The following is a 14771-nucleotide window of genomic DNA, read 5'->3' on the forward strand; positions in this document are numbered from 1 at the left end:
CGTGTCGCCCTGTCTCGCATGACAGTGACGAAAGCCCGTCAGGCGAGGAGGACCTCCACCCGCAACGCGGCATACGTGCCCATGGCGCGGCGGTCGCACGTGAGAAGCGTGACGGCGGCATCACGTGCGGCGAGGCCGACGAGTCCGTCGTATACCGATCCTCCTGCGATTCCCGCGTCGGCGAAGGTGGCGATCGCGGCCTCCGCCGACGTCGGCGAGAGCGGTGCGGAAGCGGGGAACGACCGCTCGATGATCTCCTGCGCGCGACCGGGACTGACGCGCGCGGCGCCCGGCATCCGCGTCAGTACCGAGTACATCTCGACGGAGGCGTGCCCGGCGAGGCCGATGAGGCGACCGTGGGTGAGTTGGAGTATGCGTTCGTGTGCCGGATTCTGGTCGTGGACCAGCGCGATCGCGGCGCTGGTGTCGAGGAGGAGATCAGCGCTGATCGGCAAGTCGGAGCTCCCGGATCTCATCCACGGTGAGTGTCGGTCCTCCTGTGATGATCAGACGGCCATCCTTCTCGACGACGTTGTCCGGGGTATCGATCTCGATGCGAATACCGTTGCCGTCGAGGATGAGATCTACCGGACCGGGGATCAATCCGACGCGCTCGCGAAGCGCGGCCGGAATCACGATCCGGCCTGCCTTGTCCATGGTTGCTCTCATGCCATGACGGTACCATTTGAAAGGCGGATGCGGAGTGCTTCATATCGGCGGCATACGCGCAGGACGCATCGATACAGTGCCCGCATGCAGAGAGCACGGTTGCGTGGACTGTGGTGGTTCGTCGCGGGAGGCGTGATCCTCGCCGTGCTTCTCGTCGCGGCGTTTCAGACCTTCCGCGGGTCGACGCTCGCGCGGCAGGACATGGCGGCGCACCTGTCGTTCCCCGCGACGTATCACGGCTTCGAAGAGGCCTCGGAACTCGCCGGTTTCACACTCAACGATGACGGCACAGCCGAGGTCTCGGCGCTGATGCTCGGCACCGAGGAACGGGAGCTCGACGACGGGCGGGTGTGCCTCGACGGCGACGTGACCCCGGTCGTCGGGAAGGCCAGCTGGCGGACGGACGATGCGGGGTGGGTCGTCATCGAGGCGGGCGACCGGCAGACGCGTCTGAGCCAGGACGATCCGATGCTCATGGGCTGGGGTTGGGGCAAGGTCTATGTCCTGACGCCCTGCACCGAGGAGTACACGGCGACGTTCGTCACCCCGAACGCCGACTACTCCGACTGAACGACATCTTCGTGGCGCGCCAGGCGCAGCGGGGAAGGAACTCCCGTCGCCGTCACGCGACACGTCGCCGTCCTCGGCGACGCCAGGGTGGCAGAGCGCCGGAGGAGTGGAAGAGTAGGGCGCACGGAGGTCGGACATGGGTGGAGCGATCCTGTGGGGTCTGGTCGCGGCGGCGCCGCTGTTCGTCGGTGCGGTGCTCGCGCTGCTGCGCACCTGGCCGCCGCGCTGGCTCGGCATCGTGCTGGGTTTCGGCGCAGGCGCGCTGATGGCCTCGATCGCCTTCGAACTCTGGGAGGAGGGACTCGACCTCGCCGGTCCCATCCCTCTCGTGATCGGCGTCGCGGCGGGAGCGATCAGCTACTACATCGCCGACCGCATCCTCGACGCCCGAGCCGCGAAGGCCAAGGAGAAGGCGGGCGGAGGCCAGCTCGCCGTGGGGGCGCTGCTCGACGGCATCCCTGAGCAGCTGGTCCTCGGCATCGGGCTCGCATCCGGCGAACCCGTCAGCATCGCGCTCGTGGTCGCCATCCTGGTCTCGAACCTGCCGGAGTCGATCGGTTCGGCCGCCGACCTGCTCGAAGGCGGCATGGCGAAGTCGCGGGTGCTGCTGCTCTGGGCGGGCGTGGCCGTGATCTGCGCTGTCGCGACGGTTGCGGGATTCGGTCTCGCGAGTGTCACCGGCGACGAGTTCCGTGCGGCGGCGAGCGGCTTCGCTGCCGGGGCGCTGCTGGTGATGCTGGTCGACTCGATGGTCCCCGAGGCGCAGTCCAAGGCCAAGGAGTCGACAGGACTCGCGACCGTGCTGGGCTTCGCGCTCGCCGCGGGGTTGGCTCTCGCGTCGTGAGAGCAGATCCGTGAGCCGAGATCCGGCCCCGGGTCAGTCCTTGCCGCGGAACTGGTCCCGTTTCACACTGCGACCCGTGATGGTGTCGATGTGCAGGCTCAGCGGAAGGCTCCGGTCGTCGCCCGCCCACGGGTGCACGCGAGCGGCGTCGCCCGCGGCCTCGTCGTCCGGCACCCGCGTGAGCGAGCCGTGCATCAGCACGCTCCAGGCCGTGCTGCCGAGGGGGTCGTGGTAGTCGACCTCGAACGCGACCTCCAGCGGCTCGCTGCTCAGGGCGCCCAGCACGCCGTCGGGCGTGGTGCGAAGAAGTAGATCGTGCCCCGAGACGGCGAAGTTCACGGGAAGGATCTGCACTCGTCCCTCATGGACGAAACCGACGCGGCCGATGGTGGTGGTGGTCAGCAACTCGTAGGACTGCTGCTCGTCGAGCACTCGAATCATTTCGCGCACTCCTTCCCTCTGGCGCCAGGCTATCCAGCGCGGCACACGCCCTCAAGGGGTTCTCCTTGCAGGACACTCTGCCCCCGCCATCCGGCGGACTCCGGGCCCCGGATCGGCCCCGGCTGGCGGGTTAGCCTCGAGTGCGGCGTGCGCGAGGCTGGCGGAACGCCGTCGCGATGGCGGCCGAGGACAAAGGAGTTCTGATGACTGACACCACGCTGAGACGACCGCCCTTCGATCCCGAGCTCGAGGCCGCCCTCGCCCTCGTCGGCGACCAGCTGCCGTCGACCTTGACGCCCGAGATGATCCCGCTGATGCGCCAGTCGCCGGTGAGCGGTGAGGAGGAGATCTTCGCCGTGCTCGCCGAGCGGGGCTTCACCCGGCGCGATGTCACGATCGCCGGCCACGGTGGCGACGAGATCGTCGTATCGGTGGTCGAGAAGGAGGGGCGTACGGGCACGGGCCCCGGCTTCTTCCACACCCACGGCGGGGGCATGATCATCGGCAACCGCTGGCTGGGTGTGGCCGGGTTCCTCGAGTGGGCCGAGCGTTTCAACGGAGTGATCGTCACGGTCGAGTACCGGCTCGCCCCCGAGTTCCCCGATCCGTATCCGGTGGAGGACTGCTACGCGGCCCTGCTGTGGACGGCCGAGAACGCCGAGGAGCTCGGCATCGACCTCTCGCGGCTGCTCATCGGCGGGGGCAGCGCGGGCGGTGGTCTGGCTGCGGGCACAGCCCTGCTCGCTCGTGACCGCAAGGGGCCTGAGCTGATCGGTCAGCTGCTCATCTACCCGATGCTCGACGACCGCGACGAGTCGGTGTCCACCCATCAGATCGACGGGATCGGGGTCTGGGACCGCGGGTCGAACGTGACGGGGTGGACGGCGCTGCTCGGCGACCGCAAGGGCACCGACGACGTCTCGATCTATGCCGCCCCCGCCCGCGCGACCGACCTGAGCGGCCTGCCGCCCGCGTTCATCGACTGCGGCAGCGCCGAGGTGTTCCGCGACGAGGACGTCGCCTACGCCACGAAGCTCTGGGAGGCCGGGGTGCAGGCCGAGCTGCACGTGTGGGCAGGCGGCTTCCACGGCTTCGACATGTTCGCCCCGCACGCCGCCGTCGCCCAGGCCATGCTCGCCGCGCGCGACAACTGGGTGAACCGCCTGCTCTCCTGAGTCCGGACTCCGCTCTACGGGGCCGTGCGCCGACCCCGTAGGGTGGAATCCCTGCGTGATGGAGCCCGACATGCAAGATCTGCTGGGGCGTCTCACCGCCCTCGACCCGGATGCCAGCGAGACGCTCAAGGTCGTCACGTACTTCGATGCCCTCGTCGCCCGTTCTGTGGGCGTCGAGAGCATGGTGCGAGGCGCGGCGGTGCTGAGCGGCGCGACGGTCGGACAGCGCGACGGTCGACAGATCGTGCGCGTGCGCCCCGATGGGGTGCGTGTGGATCCGCTCGAGCCGTCCCCTGCCTGGCCGGTCAGGGAGAGCGGACCGGATGCCGTCGCCTGGATCGAGCGCGAGGGAGATGCGCACACGAACGACGCGATGATCCTGGAACGGTTGAGCCTCGCGCTCGGCATCATCCGCGCGCGCCGCTCGGTCGGACCCGAGAGCGCTGTCGAGCTCGCCATCAGCTCCTACGCCGGCGCGGAGGAGAGGGCCGCCGCACTGCCGCGGCTCCGACTCGCCGCGAGGTCGCTGCGGCTGGTCGCCTCTCCTCCCGACCCCGCACCGTTGCCGACGCATCCTTCTGCCGTGGTCGCCACCCGGCACGGCCTCACGCGCGCGACGATCCTCGACACTGCGACGGACGCGCCGGATGCCTGGCCGCAGGGCGTGGACCTGCGCCTGGGGCTCGGCATCCCGGGCCCCGGGGATCGTCTTCCCGCGTCGTGGGCGTCGGCGCTCGTGGCGGTGCGGCTGACGAGCCCGGGGGAGCCGGTGGTCGATTCCGCCGACCTCGGGGCGCTGCTGCTCGTCGCCGAGGCAGCCGAGTCAGGCCCCCTCCACCCCGACGCCGCCGCGCTCGCGGCCCTCGACCATCGCAGTCGCGAGCTTCTGGATGCCGTCACCGAGCAGCAGAGCGTGCGCGCGGCTGCCGCGCGGCTCGGGAGGCACCACTCCAGCGTGCAGGAGCGCTTGACCGCGCTCGTGGAGACCCTGGGGTACGACCCGCGCACGTCGCGGGGTCATGCCCGCTACGTGCTGGCCAGGATGCTGTTGACGCTCGGCTCCTGAACCGTGCCCGATCCGGGGCGCTGACGCCGGTCACTCGAAGCCGGGATAGTCCTGCAGCCTCGTCTGGAACTCCTCGCGATCGGCTTCGCTGAGCACGGCGCTCGCGATCACGGTCAGCTGCAGGCCTTCGAGAGGCTCGCCGGTGCGGGCGTTCTGCGCTTCGCGGGCGGCTAGGAATCCGCCGTCCGGATCGTTGGAGAGGTCGTTGATGGTGGCGTAGAAGCGCAGCGGACCGGGGAAGTTCTCGGTGTAGTACTCCCACGTGGTCTGCGTGCGCGGGTCGTCGCTGCCGTAGAGCTTGGCGATCATCGCGGGGTCGATGCCCGACGCGGTCGGATCGTTGAACGAGTACAGAGCCCACAGCCCGTGATCGGTGACGACCTCGCTGATCGCGGCCATCACCTCGAGCTTGCGTTCGTAGTCCTGGATGGGCTCGACGGTCGCCCACGACGCAGAGGTGAACTCGACCAGCATCGACTCCCCGCCGTAGCCGTTGCGCTCGGGTCGAAGGTCTTCGTCGCCCACCTGCACCCAGGTGTAGCCGAACTCCGCGGTCAGCCGCGTGCGGATGTCGGCGAACATCGTCTCCGCCTGCGCGCGCACCTCCTCGAGCGACTCCTGCGAGAGCGTCTTCTGCGGATCGGTGCCCTTGATGGCGGGATAGGCCTCCGCGTGCTTCTGCGCGGCCGTCTTCGTGCCCTCGTAGTTGCCGGAGGCCGAGGTCTGCAGCGCACTCATGCCGCCGACGGTGGCAACGTTGAACAGGACCGTCACGACCAGGGCGATCGCCCCGAGCGTGCGGCCACGTGCCGAGAACAGCGCAGCGACGATCGTGCCGACCACCACGAGCTGCAGTGTGAGCATCGTGACGCCGTAGAGGATGTCGGTGCCGCCGGCGATGAGCGTGCCGAGCAGGATCAGGGCGAACAGGATCGATACGGTGAGGGCGATCCACCCGAGGGCGTTCGCCGGCTTCTTCGGTTCCTCCGGCAGCGCAGTGCTCACGACGGTCGGGCTCGGCGTCGATCCGAACGCCTCGCGCCGCGCGCCGCGGTAGCCCCCGGGCGGTGGAACGGGAGGAGCCCCCTCCGTGCCCGCGATGTACCGCGCTCGCTGCCTTTCGTGATCGCTCACCACGGCTTCTCCGTTCCCGAACCGCCCTGGTCGTCGCCCTGTTGCTGATCGCGTTCCTGCGTGCCCTGTTCGAGCTTGTCCTGGAGCCCCTTCAGCTTGTCCTCGGAGGGCTGCTCCTTCTCTCCGGGCTGAGGCTGGGGCTGCTGTTGCTGCTGCTGCTCCTCCTGCTGCTTCTGCTTCAACCGATCTGCTGTGCCGTCGAGGGAGTCCGCCATGTCACGCTGCGGGTCGGACGACTGCAGCTGGGCTTCCTTGCTGCGGCACGCCTCGGGAGTCTCGATCGTGATCGTGAGCGCCTCGCCGTAGAGCTCGGCCGCGCCCGCGCCGTCGCCGTCTGCGCGGGCGGCATCGCCCATGCGCTCGACGACGAGGGCGAGGTTGATCCGCACCCCGCAGACCTCCAGCCCGGTCGCGAGGTCGAGCGCCTCTTCGAGCTGTGCTCGTGCGTGCGGCAGCTGCTCCGCCGCGCCCAGTGCCGTGCCGATGTTGAACGGCGCCTTGTACGGCTCGAACCAGTTCAGGAAGCCCTGTCCGCGTGCGGATGCCTCCGACCCGGCGAAATCGTCCACCACGTAGGCGGTGATGGCCTGATGCGCGAAGGCGTACATGCTCAGCAGCTTGCCCACGAAGAGGAGCGCCACGAGGGTGAGCGGGATGGTGCCGATCGCGACCCAGCGACGGATGCGTCGGCGACGGCGGTTGGACCGGAGGAGGGCGGCTGCTTCATTCGGCATCGTCATGAGGTTCCTCCCCGCCCTGAGCGCTGCCGTGGCGCGCGCAGCCACCGGAGCCGTGCGATCAGCATCGTGGCGCGCGTGAGCTCCACGCCGAGGATGCCCAGGATGACGAGCGCTGCGATCCAGTACAGCTCGGTGACGTTGCCGACCTCGCCCGAATCGGTGTAATCGGTGGTGGTCGAGGGGGCCTCGGGGAGCGCGGGCGCGGCATCCGCCGTCCGGTGCGCGTACTCGACGCCGAGCTCGCCGGCGATCGCTTCGAGGTTCGACTCGTCGACCACCGAGAGCGCGTCGGCGCCCTGGTACTGGATGTAGCCGCCACCCTGATCCGAGACGCCGCCCGTGGTGATGCGCATCGGTCCGCCTTCGGCCGTGCCGTACCCGAACACCGCTCCCGAATCGGTGTACTTCTCACTCGAGCGGAAGGACTCCGGTGGTGTGTCGACCGTCTGCTCCCCGTCGCCGAAGTAGAAGACCATGCGCGAGCGGTCGGGGGAGGATTCTGCCGCCGAGGCGAGGGTCTCCGACAGCAGCGGAGCCGCGATGCCGATGGAGCTCCCTCGGGACTGGCTGGTGACCTCGGGGCGCAGCACTTCGAGCGAGCTCATGAGCGCGGTGGTGTCGGTGGTCAGCGGCATGCGCAGCTGGGCCGCCGCATCCGAGGTTATGAGGGCGAAACGTGCTCCCGGGTACTCCTCGACGAGCGCGCGTACGTCGTCGCGGATGCCGTCGAGCCGCGGTTCGCCGTCGCCCCAGTCCTCGGCCACGATGCTCGCCGTGGTGTCGACGACGAGCACGATGTCGGTGTCCGTCGCGAGGGTCTGGGTGGCACCGCCGGGGATGCCCGGGCGCAGCAGCATCGCGAAGCAGGCGAGCACGAGCAGCAGGCGCAGGGCCCACAGGCCACGATGCCCGGCGAGCGCCCGACGATCGGTGATCGGCACTCCGGCCGACTTCGGCGGACGCACCAGCGCCCAGGCTGCGACGACGGCGACCGGCGCGCACAGCAGCGCGATCAGGAGGGGGTTGAGCACGGGTTGGAAGATCACAGTCGCACCCTCCACAGCACCACGACGAGACCGAGCAGGCAGATCGAGAGCAGCACGATCCACAGGTTCGGGGTATCGGTCCAGACCACCTGCGCCTCGCCGCGCAGCTCGGTCGCCTCCTGCTCCTGCACCTGGGTGACGATGTCCGAGACAGTCGTCGTGTCGCGCAGGCCGAATGCGGCACCGCCCGTCGCCTCGGCCGCGGCGCTCAGCTCGGCGCTGACGTCGGCATCCTTGCCCTGCACCGGATTCAGCGCGAAGACGCGCACGTTCTTCGAGGCCGCGTAGGCGGCAGCCTCTTCGAGGGTGACGATCGAGGCGCCGTTGACCTCGTTGTCGGTGGCGAAGATGACCGAGCGCGAGCGGTCGTCGTCCGGGTGGTCGAAGCCCATCGCACACGCGGCCAGCCCGTCGCCGATCAGGGAGGCGCCGTCGCCGTTGAGGGTGCCGACCCAGTGCTCCGGGACCCGGTCGACGTAGTCGAAGCTCTGGGTCATGCTCGCCAGGTGCTCGCGCACGAAGTCGTAGTCGTCGGTGAGGGGGAAGATCTGCACCGGCGAGCTGTTGAAGATCGTCAGGCCGATCCGCTCGCCCTCGAAGCTGTCGAGCAGCTCGTCGAAGACGGTCAGCACCTCGACGTCGACCTCGGTCATGGAGCCGGAGACGTCGAGGCACAGCATGATGTCGCGGCTCGTGTCGACGGGCTGCACGGTCTGCGCCGACATCGGCCGTGCGGCCACAACGCCCGCGACGATCGCGGTGGTCGCGCCGAGGGCGAGGATTCCGGAGAGGGCGAGCGCCCGTCGAGCCAGTGCCCGGCGGAAGGAGGGCAGCGTGCGCAGGCGCTCGGCTCGGGCGATGCGCGCCGCGTCCCCGCCGCTGGTGCGCCCGCTCCGTCGGAGTCCGACGACGAGGCCGATCGTCAGCGCGATCAGCACGACGGCGACGGCGGCCACCAGCATCCAGATGTTGGCTAGTGCCACGTGCGCACCACCGTCCTGGCCGCATCAGCGCCGGCCACCGGGTCGATCACCGGTCCCTGACGGAAGATGCTCGGGTAGTAGTGCCTGCCCAGTGCGTCGATCAGGGCGGGATGCACGCCGCGCGCCACGAGATCGTCGAGCGCCAGCACCGGAGCCTCCAGGCCGCTGTACTCGTTCACGAAGGCACGGACGACCCGGCTCAGCTCGAGGTTCGCCTGTCGGGCGGAGATGCGGCGTTCGAGGTACTCGGTCTCGATCTGCTGGATGCGCGCCTGGTATTCGGTGCGCAATTGCGACAGCACGTCGATGATCAGCGGAGCCTGGCCGGCATTCGCGTCGGCGGTCGCCAGCGTGCGGCGCGGGCGGGTGAGCACGATCAGCAGCCAGGCGCCCAGCACCAGCAGAGCAAGGATGCCGATCGCCAGCAGCATCCAGCCCCAGCCGTACTGCGCCGGCGGGTAGAGGTCGTCAGAGCCGGGCATTCGACCTCCGGTTCAGCAGCGTCAGCAGCTGGGCGACGGCGTCGTCCTGCCCGTCCAGCGTGGAGTGGCTGATCTCCATGCGGGTGAGGAGCTCGGTGAGGTGCGCGGCATCGGCCTCGCGCTGCGCGGTCAGCTCCTGCACGATCTCGCGGTTGCCCTGCACGAAACCCGGCACCTGCCAGCGGCTGTCGACATCCGAGCGGATGCGTCCGGTGGCGTGGTCCAGCACGGGCTCGGCGTCGCGGAGAGTGAGCCAGAGCACGTCGTGCTGCACGCGCAGCCGGCGCAGCATCCGCTCCGTCTCGCTCGTGACCGGGGCCTCGTCGGTGATCACCACCACGATCATGCGGCGGGCGATCGTGCGTGTGACGAACGACAGCAGTGCGTCACGGTCGCTCGGAGCACTGCTGTCGTCGATGGCCCTGTCGATCGTGCGCAGCGCATGTTCGAGCGCACCCTCGCTGCGGCCGGGCGCGAGCCGGCGCACCTTCGCGGAGTCGCCGTAGACCGTGGTGAAGTCGTCGCCGTGGCGCAGCGTCAGCACCCCGAGCACCCCGGTCGCGAGGATCGCCAGCTCCTTCTTCGACCGCTCGTCGGCGGCGAGGGCCGACATCGAGCGCCCTGTGTCGACCACGAACAGCACGGTGTGCATGCGCGTCGCGCGCGAGCGCTTGACCAGGGGCGTTCCCAGTCGCGCGGTCGCCCGCCAGTCGATGTCGCGCACCTGATCGCCGTACTCGTACTTGCGCAGGTCTTCGAAGTCGAGGCTCCGCCCGCGCAGCAACGACGCGTAGGCGCCGTCGAGCGCGTGCAGCGACTTGCGCGTCGAGTGGATGAAGAGCTTGCTCTTCACCTGCGTGATCAGGCTCGGCATGGGGATCAGGGCGTGGGGACCGACGCGAAGATCTGGTCGATGATCTCCTCGCTGCGGACGCCCTCGGCGTCGGCCTCGAACGTCAGCAGCACGCGGTGGCGGAGGACCAGGTGCCGCAGCTCCCGGATGTCTTCGGGCAGCACGTGCGAGCGCCCCTTGAGCAGGGCCAGCGCTCGCGAAGCCTGCAGGAACGCGATGCTCGCACGCGGGCTCGCGCCGTACTTGATGAAGCGGGCCCGCTCCTCGCCGATGTACGGCGCCGGGTTCCGCGTGACGTAGGCGATCGACACGATGTAGTTGCGGATCGCGGGGTCGACGTAGATGCGGCTGGCCACATCCTGCAGCAGGCGCACGTCGTCGAGGCTGACCGCGCTGGCCACGTGCCGGTCGGGGTCGAGCACTCCCGAGTCGATGCGGCTGAGCACCTCGAGTTCTTCGGCGGGGCTCGGATACTCGACGATCTCCTTGAGGAGGAACCGGTCCATCTGCGCCTCGGGCAGCTCGTATGTGCCCTCCTGCTCGATGGGGTTCTGCGTCGCGATCACGAGGAACGGCTTCGGCAGGTGGTGGATCTCCCCGCCGATCGTGGTCTGATGCTCCTGCATCGCCTCGAGCATGGCGCTCTGGGTCTTGGCGCTGGAGCGGTTGATCTCGTCGAGCAGCACGAAGTTCGCGTGCACGGGGCCGAGCACGGTGCGGAAGGATCCGGTCGCCGCGTCATAGATCTGGTTGCCCGTGATGTCGCTGGGCAGCAGGTCGGGCGTGCACTGGATGCGCTTGAACTGCGCCTTCACCGTGTCGGCGAGGGTGCTGGCGGCGGTGGTCTTCGCCAGCCCCGGCACGCTCTCGAGCAGGATGTGGCCGCCGGCGATGAGCGAGACGAGCAGGCTCGTGCGCAACCGGTCCTGGCCGACCATCTTCGCGGAGTACGAGGCGGAGATGATCCGCAGCACCTCGGAGGCCCTGGCCATCTCGGCGTCGGTCGGTGCGCCGTTCGTCGCGGTGGGCGGGGCTGCCGGCGCTGGGGCCTGCGCAGGGGCGGGCGGAGGCGGCGGTGCCGCGGGCTGCGGGGCTGCGGCGTTCAGATCGTGCATGCTCTCTCCTCCTGGGGAGCACGGTGCTTCTCCCCCCAGGCCAGGGTAGTCGCCGCATCCGGGAGGACACTCCGCCAGAATTGCCGTGAACCTGATCGAAGGAATCGAGCAATACGGATGTGAGCCCCGATAACGAGGTGATTGAGCGCTCGATCCGCGAACCGGCGGTGTTCGAGTCGCTCTACAGCCGGCATGCGACGTCCGTGTACCGCTACGCGGCGCAGCGCCTCGGCGACCATGCCGCCGAGGACGTGATGGCGGAGACGTTCCTGGTGGCCTTCGAGCGACGCTCGGCGTACGACGTCACGGTGCAGAACGCCCGGCCGTGGCTGCTGGGCATCGCGACGCGGCTCATGCGCAAGCACGTGCGCCTGGAGGCCACCGCGTGGAAAGGGGTGTCTGCAGACCTTGCGGCCCAGATCGTCCCGGACTTCATCGAGCAGGCGGGCGCGCGTATCGACGCCCAGCGGCTGGCTCGACGGCTGAAGAAGGCGCTTCGCCGGCTCTCGAAAGCTGACCGCGACACTCTGCTGCTCTACGCCTGGGGCGACCTCGATTACGCATCGATCGCCCTCGCGATGCAGGTGCCGATCGGCACGGTGCGTTCACGGCTCAACAGGGCACGGCGGCATCTGCGCCGTGCCGCCGGAATCCCCGCCAACGAACAGGAGAAGGATCATGGACGAGTTGACACTGCTCCGCAGCACACGTGATCTGACCCGCGAGCCGAGCCGCGAGGCGCTGATGCGCGGGCGTGCCGCGCTCGTCTCCCAGATCGACGGTGAGCTTCCGGTGGCGCTCTTCGCAGAGGTGGGCGAGCAGACCGCGTTCACTCCTCTGAAGACCCGTCGCCGTCGTCGCACCGTCGCCTGGGCGGGATTCTCCGTGCTCGGTGCGGCGAGCGTGGTCGTCGCCCTCGTGGCCACCAATGTGCTGGGCGTCGCCGGGTGGAACGGTGGCGCCGAGCCCGCGGCCGCGAGTGCGCTTCGTTCGGCTGCGGCCGCCGCGATCCAGGTCAGCGACCCCGTCGTAGGCCCTGGGCAGTATCTGTTCGTCCGAACCGACGGCGTGTACGCCGGTGTGGGGTCCCTCGAGGAGGACGCGGACCGGATCAGAGCAGAGGGCGGTGATGTTCAGCCCTCCGACGAAGTGGCCATCCTGGCCTCCACCCGCGGCGAGCTCTACGTGCCCGCCGATCGCAGCGACGCGTGGGTGTGGATCACGTGCACGTCCCAGCCCTCGCAGACCTTCGGACCCCGATCGGAACGGTACGCGCAGGAATATGCCGACGCCATGAACACCTACGACCTCGACGTCATCCGCCGATTCCCCGGGGGCATCACGCCGGGTGGCGGCAGCTTCGGAGGCTACGCCGAGGGGACGACGACCAGCATCGACTACGACGCTCTCCCTCGAGAGCCGCGCCCGCTTCTCGACACGATCTACGAGCTGAACGGAAACTCGGGGCAGTCGCGCGATGGTCAGGCGCTCGAGTGGATCATCAGCACGCTTCAGTGGGGCATCGTGCCGGCCGACTTCCGCGCGGCCCTCTATAAGGCCGCAGCGGAGATCCCGGGCGTGGAGATCACGGACGATCAGGCCACGCTCGACGGCTCCACGGGCATCGCGATCGGCCGCCTCGAGACGGCCTCCAACACGCGCCAGGAGTTCATCATCGACCCCGAAACGGGGCAGTACATCGGCGAACGACGAGTTACCCTCGACGGGTACGCCGGCATCCCTCCGGGGACGGTCACCGGCTGGACGGCCGTGACCACCAGCGTCGTCGCGTCCGCACCGACGGATGCCGCGTCGTGCGACGGCTAGGTGTCGTCACTGGCCGAACATCGCCGAGGTGGCTGCGATCCAGCCGAAGGTGAGGGCGAGGAGCGTCAGGATGATCCAGATGCTCATAGCGATCGCGTTGAGGGTGATCCCCCACACCGCCTGCGTGCGTGCACGGGGCTCTCCTCGCAGCGACACGATCCCGAGGATGAGCCCGACGGCGGGCGCGAAGAAGGTCCAGCCGGCGAACACGGAGCAGATTCCGAGCACGAGGCTGGCGGTGCCCTTCGCGGTCGACATCGCGGGATCGGACGGCGTGGCTGTGGCTGACGCGGAGACGGTGGTTGACATGACATCCACGCTATGGCGGGGGCCTGTCGACGGGCATCCGTCGGAAGTACCCGGCTCGTACTCCCAGCGGATGATTGTGCGACTACTCCGAGCGTCGGTCGAGGAACAGCAGTTCGAGCGGTGAGGCGAGCAGCGCATCGACTCCCTTCGCGAACGCCTGGAAGTGCGGTGTGGCGAAGTGGGTGTCGAGCGCGGCCTGGTCGTCGAACGCCTCGCGCATGTAGAACGTCCCGGGCTCGCTGCGCGATTCGAACAGCACATAGTCCTGGTTGCCGGGCTCCGCCCTGGTCGGCTCGATTAGCCCCTGCAGGGCCGCGAGCAGTTCGTCTCGGCGGTCGGGAAGCGCGCGCAGGATCGCGAGGCTGTACAGCGGGTCTGACGAGCGTGAGGCCATGGTGGGGTCCTTCTTTCGGGGATGTCGAGTGCGACGGGACCGCCGCGCTCCCATTACTACTCGAAAGGGAGCAGTTACCCGCAAGGAGTGCTGGTAACTTTCGGATACCATGAGGGGATGACCACCCTCAGCACCTGCGCCGCCGGCAGGCCCCACGATGTCTACGACGCTCAGTGCCCGTGCCGCGGGATCCTCGATCTGCTCGCCGACAAGTGGAGCGCACTCATCCTCGGCGCGCTCGAGGACGGCCCGATGAGGTTCGGTGAGCTCAAGCGCAAGCTCGAGGGGATCAGCCCGAAGGTCCTGACCTCGTGCCTTCGGCGGCTGGAAGACCGCGACCTCGTCGCCCGCGAGATCTTCGCCGAGGTGCCGGCCCGCGTCGAGTACTCGCTGACCGGCCTCGGCGCCGATGCGGCGAAGCCGCTGCAGAGCCTTCGCGACTGGGTCGAGTCGAACATCCAGCGCTTCCCCGACATCTGAGAGCGCGCCAGGGTGGTTACCTGAGGGTGACCTGCACCCCTTGCGGGAAACCACGTGCCCGTCGGTACCGTCCTCGCATGACAGATCAGACACAGACGAACAACGATCCCTACTACGCACTGCCGGAGGTGCCGGGCTTCGAGCTGCGCAGCTCCACCGTCGCCGACAGAACCCCCTTCGCGCCGGCACAGTACTCCGGGGTGTTCGGCGTCCCCGACGGGCAGGACATCTCTCCCGAACTCACCTGGTCGGGTTTCCCTGATGAGACCCGGAGCTTCATCGTCACGGTCTTCGACCCGGATGCCCCCACCGGATCGGGGTTCTGGCATTGGGTCGTCGGGAACACCCCCGTGAGCACGACCCATCTCGTCGAGAACGCCGGATCCGAGACGCAGGAGCTGCTGCCTGCGGGTGCCGTCGCGTTCCCGAACGACGCCGGGCTCGCACGCTACATCGGTGCCGCGCCGCCCGCCGGATCGGGCGTGCACCGGTACTACATCACCGTGAGTGCGCTGGATGTCGCGCGGCTCGAGCTGGATGCGGGTGCATCCCCGGCGTTCCTGGGCTTCAACGCCGGCCCGCACACGATCGCGCGGGCCACGCTCGTCGCCTACGCGGGGGAGTAGACGCCGGGTGCGGAGTG

At 69.1% G+C, this 14771-nt stretch carries 20 protein-coding genes; 8 read left to right on the plus strand and 12 right to left on the minus strand.

Annotated features, from left to right (window positions below):
• Positions 1–38: 38 nt before the first annotated feature.
• Complete coding sequence (locus tag ACP699_RS11895) at positions 39–455, minus strand: PIN domain-containing protein (protein ID WP_426171290.1); 417 nt, start codon at positions 453–455, stop codon at positions 39–41.
• On the minus strand, positions 439–669 hold the full coding sequence (locus ACP699_RS11900) for an AbrB/MazE/SpoVT family DNA-binding domain-containing protein (protein WP_426171292.1): 231 nt from the start codon (positions 667–669) through the stop codon (positions 439–441). Before ACP699_RS11900 ends, ACP699_RS11895 begins: the two co-directional genes overlap by 17 nt.
• A gap of 84 nt (positions 670–753) precedes the next feature.
• Between ACP699_RS11900 and ACP699_RS11905 the strand changes: the two genes are divergently transcribed.
• Together ACP699_RS11905 and ACP699_RS11910 are read left to right on the plus strand one after the other, a co-directional pair.
• Complete coding sequence (locus ACP699_RS11905; RefSeq protein ID WP_055871676.1) at positions 754–1239, plus strand: hypothetical protein; 486 nt, start codon at positions 754–756, stop codon at positions 1237–1239.
• A 136-nt stretch (positions 1240–1375) separates the two neighbouring features.
• A complete protein-coding gene (locus tag ACP699_RS11910) occupies positions 1376–2083 on the plus strand; it encodes a ZIP family metal transporter (protein ID WP_055871679.1) in 708 nt (235 codons plus the stop codon).
• A 33-nt stretch (positions 2084–2116) separates the two neighbouring features.
• Here the strand turns inward: ACP699_RS11910 and ACP699_RS11915 are convergent, their stop codons facing one another.
• Positions 2117–2524 carry a pyridoxamine 5'-phosphate oxidase family protein gene (locus tag ACP699_RS11915; protein ID WP_055875585.1) on the minus strand — a complete coding sequence of 136 codons (408 nt, stop codon included), beginning with the start codon at positions 2522–2524 and terminating at the stop codon, positions 2117–2119.
• Between the two features lie 203 nt (positions 2525–2727).
• Between ACP699_RS11915 and ACP699_RS11920 the strand changes: the two genes are divergently transcribed.
• A complete protein-coding gene (locus ACP699_RS11920) occupies positions 2728–3699 on the plus strand; it encodes an alpha/beta hydrolase (protein ID WP_288968867.1) in 972 nt (323 codons plus the stop codon).
• Between the two features lie 70 nt (positions 3700–3769).
• Positions 3770–4765, plus strand: coding sequence for a hypothetical protein (locus ACP699_RS11925; RefSeq protein WP_235562655.1), 996 nt, complete (start codon positions 3770–3772; stop codon positions 4763–4765).
• A gap of 30 nt (positions 4766–4795) precedes the next feature.
• Here ACP699_RS11925 and ACP699_RS11930 read toward each other — a convergent pair whose 3' ends face one another.
• From ACP699_RS11930 to ACP699_RS11960, 7 genes are read right to left on the minus strand one after another with little or no spacing between them, the layout of a single operon-like run.
• The gene (locus ACP699_RS11930) at positions 4796–5899 is read right to left on the minus strand and encodes a DUF4064 domain-containing protein (RefSeq protein ID WP_235563326.1); all 1104 of its coding nucleotides are present in this window, start codon (positions 5897–5899) and stop codon (positions 4796–4798) included.
• Positions 5896–6639 carry a hypothetical protein gene (locus tag ACP699_RS11935; RefSeq protein ID WP_055875598.1) on the minus strand — a complete coding sequence of 248 codons (744 nt, stop codon included), beginning with the start codon at positions 6637–6639 and terminating at the stop codon, positions 5896–5898. Before ACP699_RS11935 ends, ACP699_RS11930 begins: the two co-directional genes overlap by 4 nt.
• Complete coding sequence (locus tag ACP699_RS11940; RefSeq protein WP_426171297.1) at positions 6636–7685, minus strand: VWA domain-containing protein; 1050 nt, start codon at positions 7683–7685, stop codon at positions 6636–6638. Before ACP699_RS11940 ends, ACP699_RS11935 begins: the two co-directional genes overlap by 4 nt.
• Entirely contained in the window at positions 7682–8668 is a 987-nt protein-coding gene (locus ACP699_RS11945; protein ID WP_229778768.1) for a VWA domain-containing protein, read from the minus strand. The genes ACP699_RS11940 and ACP699_RS11945 overlap by 4 nt, the downstream gene beginning before the upstream one ends.
• Entirely contained in the window at positions 8659–9150 is a 492-nt protein-coding gene (locus ACP699_RS11950) for a hypothetical protein (RefSeq protein ID WP_055875608.1), read from the minus strand. The genes ACP699_RS11945 and ACP699_RS11950 overlap by 10 nt, the downstream gene beginning before the upstream one ends.
• On the minus strand, positions 9137–10024 hold the full coding sequence (locus ACP699_RS11955; RefSeq protein ID WP_314475957.1) for a DUF58 domain-containing protein: 888 nt from the start codon (positions 10022–10024) through the stop codon (positions 9137–9139). Before ACP699_RS11955 ends, ACP699_RS11950 begins: the two co-directional genes overlap by 14 nt.
• Positions 10025–10029: 5 nt before the next feature.
• Complete coding sequence (locus ACP699_RS11960; RefSeq protein WP_055871986.1) at positions 10030–10995, minus strand: AAA family ATPase; 966 nt, start codon at positions 10993–10995, stop codon at positions 10030–10032.
• 260 nt (positions 10996–11255) lie between these two features.
• On the opposite strand from ACP699_RS11960, the gene ACP699_RS11965 reads away from it, so the two are divergent.
• Both ACP699_RS11965 and ACP699_RS11970 read left to right on the plus strand, forming a co-directional pair.
• A complete protein-coding gene (locus ACP699_RS11965; protein WP_017829999.1) occupies positions 11256–11831 on the plus strand; it encodes an RNA polymerase sigma factor in 576 nt (191 codons plus the stop codon).
• Positions 11797–12945, plus strand: coding sequence for a CU044_5270 family protein (locus tag ACP699_RS11970; protein ID WP_127481414.1), 1149 nt, complete (start codon positions 11797–11799; stop codon positions 12943–12945). Before ACP699_RS11965 ends, ACP699_RS11970 begins: the two co-directional genes overlap by 35 nt.
• A 6-nt stretch (positions 12946–12951) precedes the next feature.
• Here the strand turns inward: ACP699_RS11970 and ACP699_RS11975 are convergent, their stop codons facing one another.
• Positions 12952–13254 carry a DUF4190 domain-containing protein gene (locus ACP699_RS11975; protein ID WP_127481415.1) on the minus strand — a complete coding sequence of 101 codons (303 nt, stop codon included), beginning with the start codon at positions 13252–13254 and terminating at the stop codon, positions 12952–12954.
• A gap of 82 nt (positions 13255–13336) precedes the next feature.
• Entirely contained in the window at positions 13337–13648 is a 312-nt protein-coding gene (locus tag ACP699_RS11980; RefSeq protein WP_017830002.1) for a putative quinol monooxygenase, read from the minus strand.
• Between the two features lie 117 nt (positions 13649–13765).
• Between ACP699_RS11980 and ACP699_RS11985 the strand changes: the two genes are divergently transcribed.
• Positions 13766–14128, plus strand: a complete 363-nt coding sequence (locus ACP699_RS11985) for a winged helix-turn-helix transcriptional regulator (RefSeq protein WP_017830003.1) — start codon at positions 13766–13768, stop codon at positions 14126–14128.
• 77 nt (positions 14129–14205) lie between these two features.
• Positions 14206–14754, plus strand: coding sequence for a YbhB/YbcL family Raf kinase inhibitor-like protein (locus tag ACP699_RS11990; RefSeq protein ID WP_426171303.1), 549 nt, complete (start codon positions 14206–14208; stop codon positions 14752–14754).
• Positions 14755–14771: the final 17 nt, after the last annotated feature.

It is taken from the genome of Microbacterium sp. DWRC1-3, from assembly GCF_049896645.1.
Taxonomy (GTDB): domain Bacteria; phylum Actinomycetota; class Actinomycetes; order Actinomycetales; family Microbacteriaceae; genus Microbacterium; species Microbacterium maritypicum.

What these genes read in the sequence shown, in the direction of transcription:
- ACP699_RS11900 (WP_426171292.1), bottom strand. Translation starts at nt 669, where the DNA reads ATGAGAGCAACCATGGACAAGGCAGGCCGGATCGTGATTCCGGCCGCG.
- ACP699_RS11905 (WP_055871676.1), top strand. Translation starts at nt 754, where the DNA reads ATGCAGAGAGCACGGTTGCGTGGACTGTGGTGGTTCGTCGCGGGAGGC.
- ACP699_RS11910 (WP_055871679.1), top strand. Translation starts at nt 1,376, where the DNA reads ATGGGTGGAGCGATCCTGTGGGGTCTGGTCGCGGCGGCGCCGCTGTTC.
- ACP699_RS11915 (WP_055875585.1), bottom strand. Translation starts at nt 2,524, where the DNA reads ATGATTCGAGTGCTCGACGAGCAGCAGTCCTACGAGTTGCTGACCACC.
- ACP699_RS11920 (WP_288968867.1), top strand. Translation starts at nt 2,728, where the DNA reads ATGACTGACACCACGCTGAGACGACCGCCCTTCGATCCCGAGCTCGAG.
- ACP699_RS11925 (WP_235562655.1), top strand. Translation starts at nt 3,770, where the DNA reads ATGCAAGATCTGCTGGGGCGTCTCACCGCCCTCGACCCGGATGCCAGC.
- ACP699_RS11935 (WP_055875598.1), bottom strand. Translation starts at nt 6,639, where the DNA reads ATGACGATGCCGAATGAAGCAGCCGCCCTCCTCCGGTCCAACCGCCGT.
- ACP699_RS11950 (WP_055875608.1), bottom strand. Translation starts at nt 9,150, where the DNA reads ATGCCCGGCTCTGACGACCTCTACCCGCCGGCGCAGTACGGCTGGGGC.
- ACP699_RS11955 (WP_314475957.1), bottom strand. Translation starts at nt 10,024, where the DNA reads ATGCCGAGCCTGATCACGCAGGTGAAGAGCAAGCTCTTCATCCACTCG.
- ACP699_RS11960 (WP_055871986.1), bottom strand. Translation starts at nt 10,995, where the DNA reads ATGGCCAGGGCCTCCGAGGTGCTGCGGATCATCTCCGCCTCGTACTCC.
- ACP699_RS11970 (WP_127481414.1), top strand. Translation starts at nt 11,797, where the DNA reads ATGGACGAGTTGACACTGCTCCGCAGCACACGTGATCTGACCCGCGAG.
- ACP699_RS11975 (WP_127481415.1), bottom strand. Translation starts at nt 13,254, where the DNA reads ATGTCAACCACCGTCTCCGCGTCAGCCACAGCCACGCCGTCCGATCCC.
- ACP699_RS11980 (WP_017830002.1), bottom strand. Translation starts at nt 13,648, where the DNA reads ATGGCCTCACGCTCGTCAGACCCGCTGTACAGCCTCGCGATCCTGCGC.
- ACP699_RS11985 (WP_017830003.1), top strand. Translation starts at nt 13,766, where the DNA reads ATGACCACCCTCAGCACCTGCGCCGCCGGCAGGCCCCACGATGTCTAC.
- ACP699_RS11990 (WP_426171303.1), top strand. Translation starts at nt 14,206, where the DNA reads ATGACAGATCAGACACAGACGAACAACGATCCCTACTACGCACTGCCG.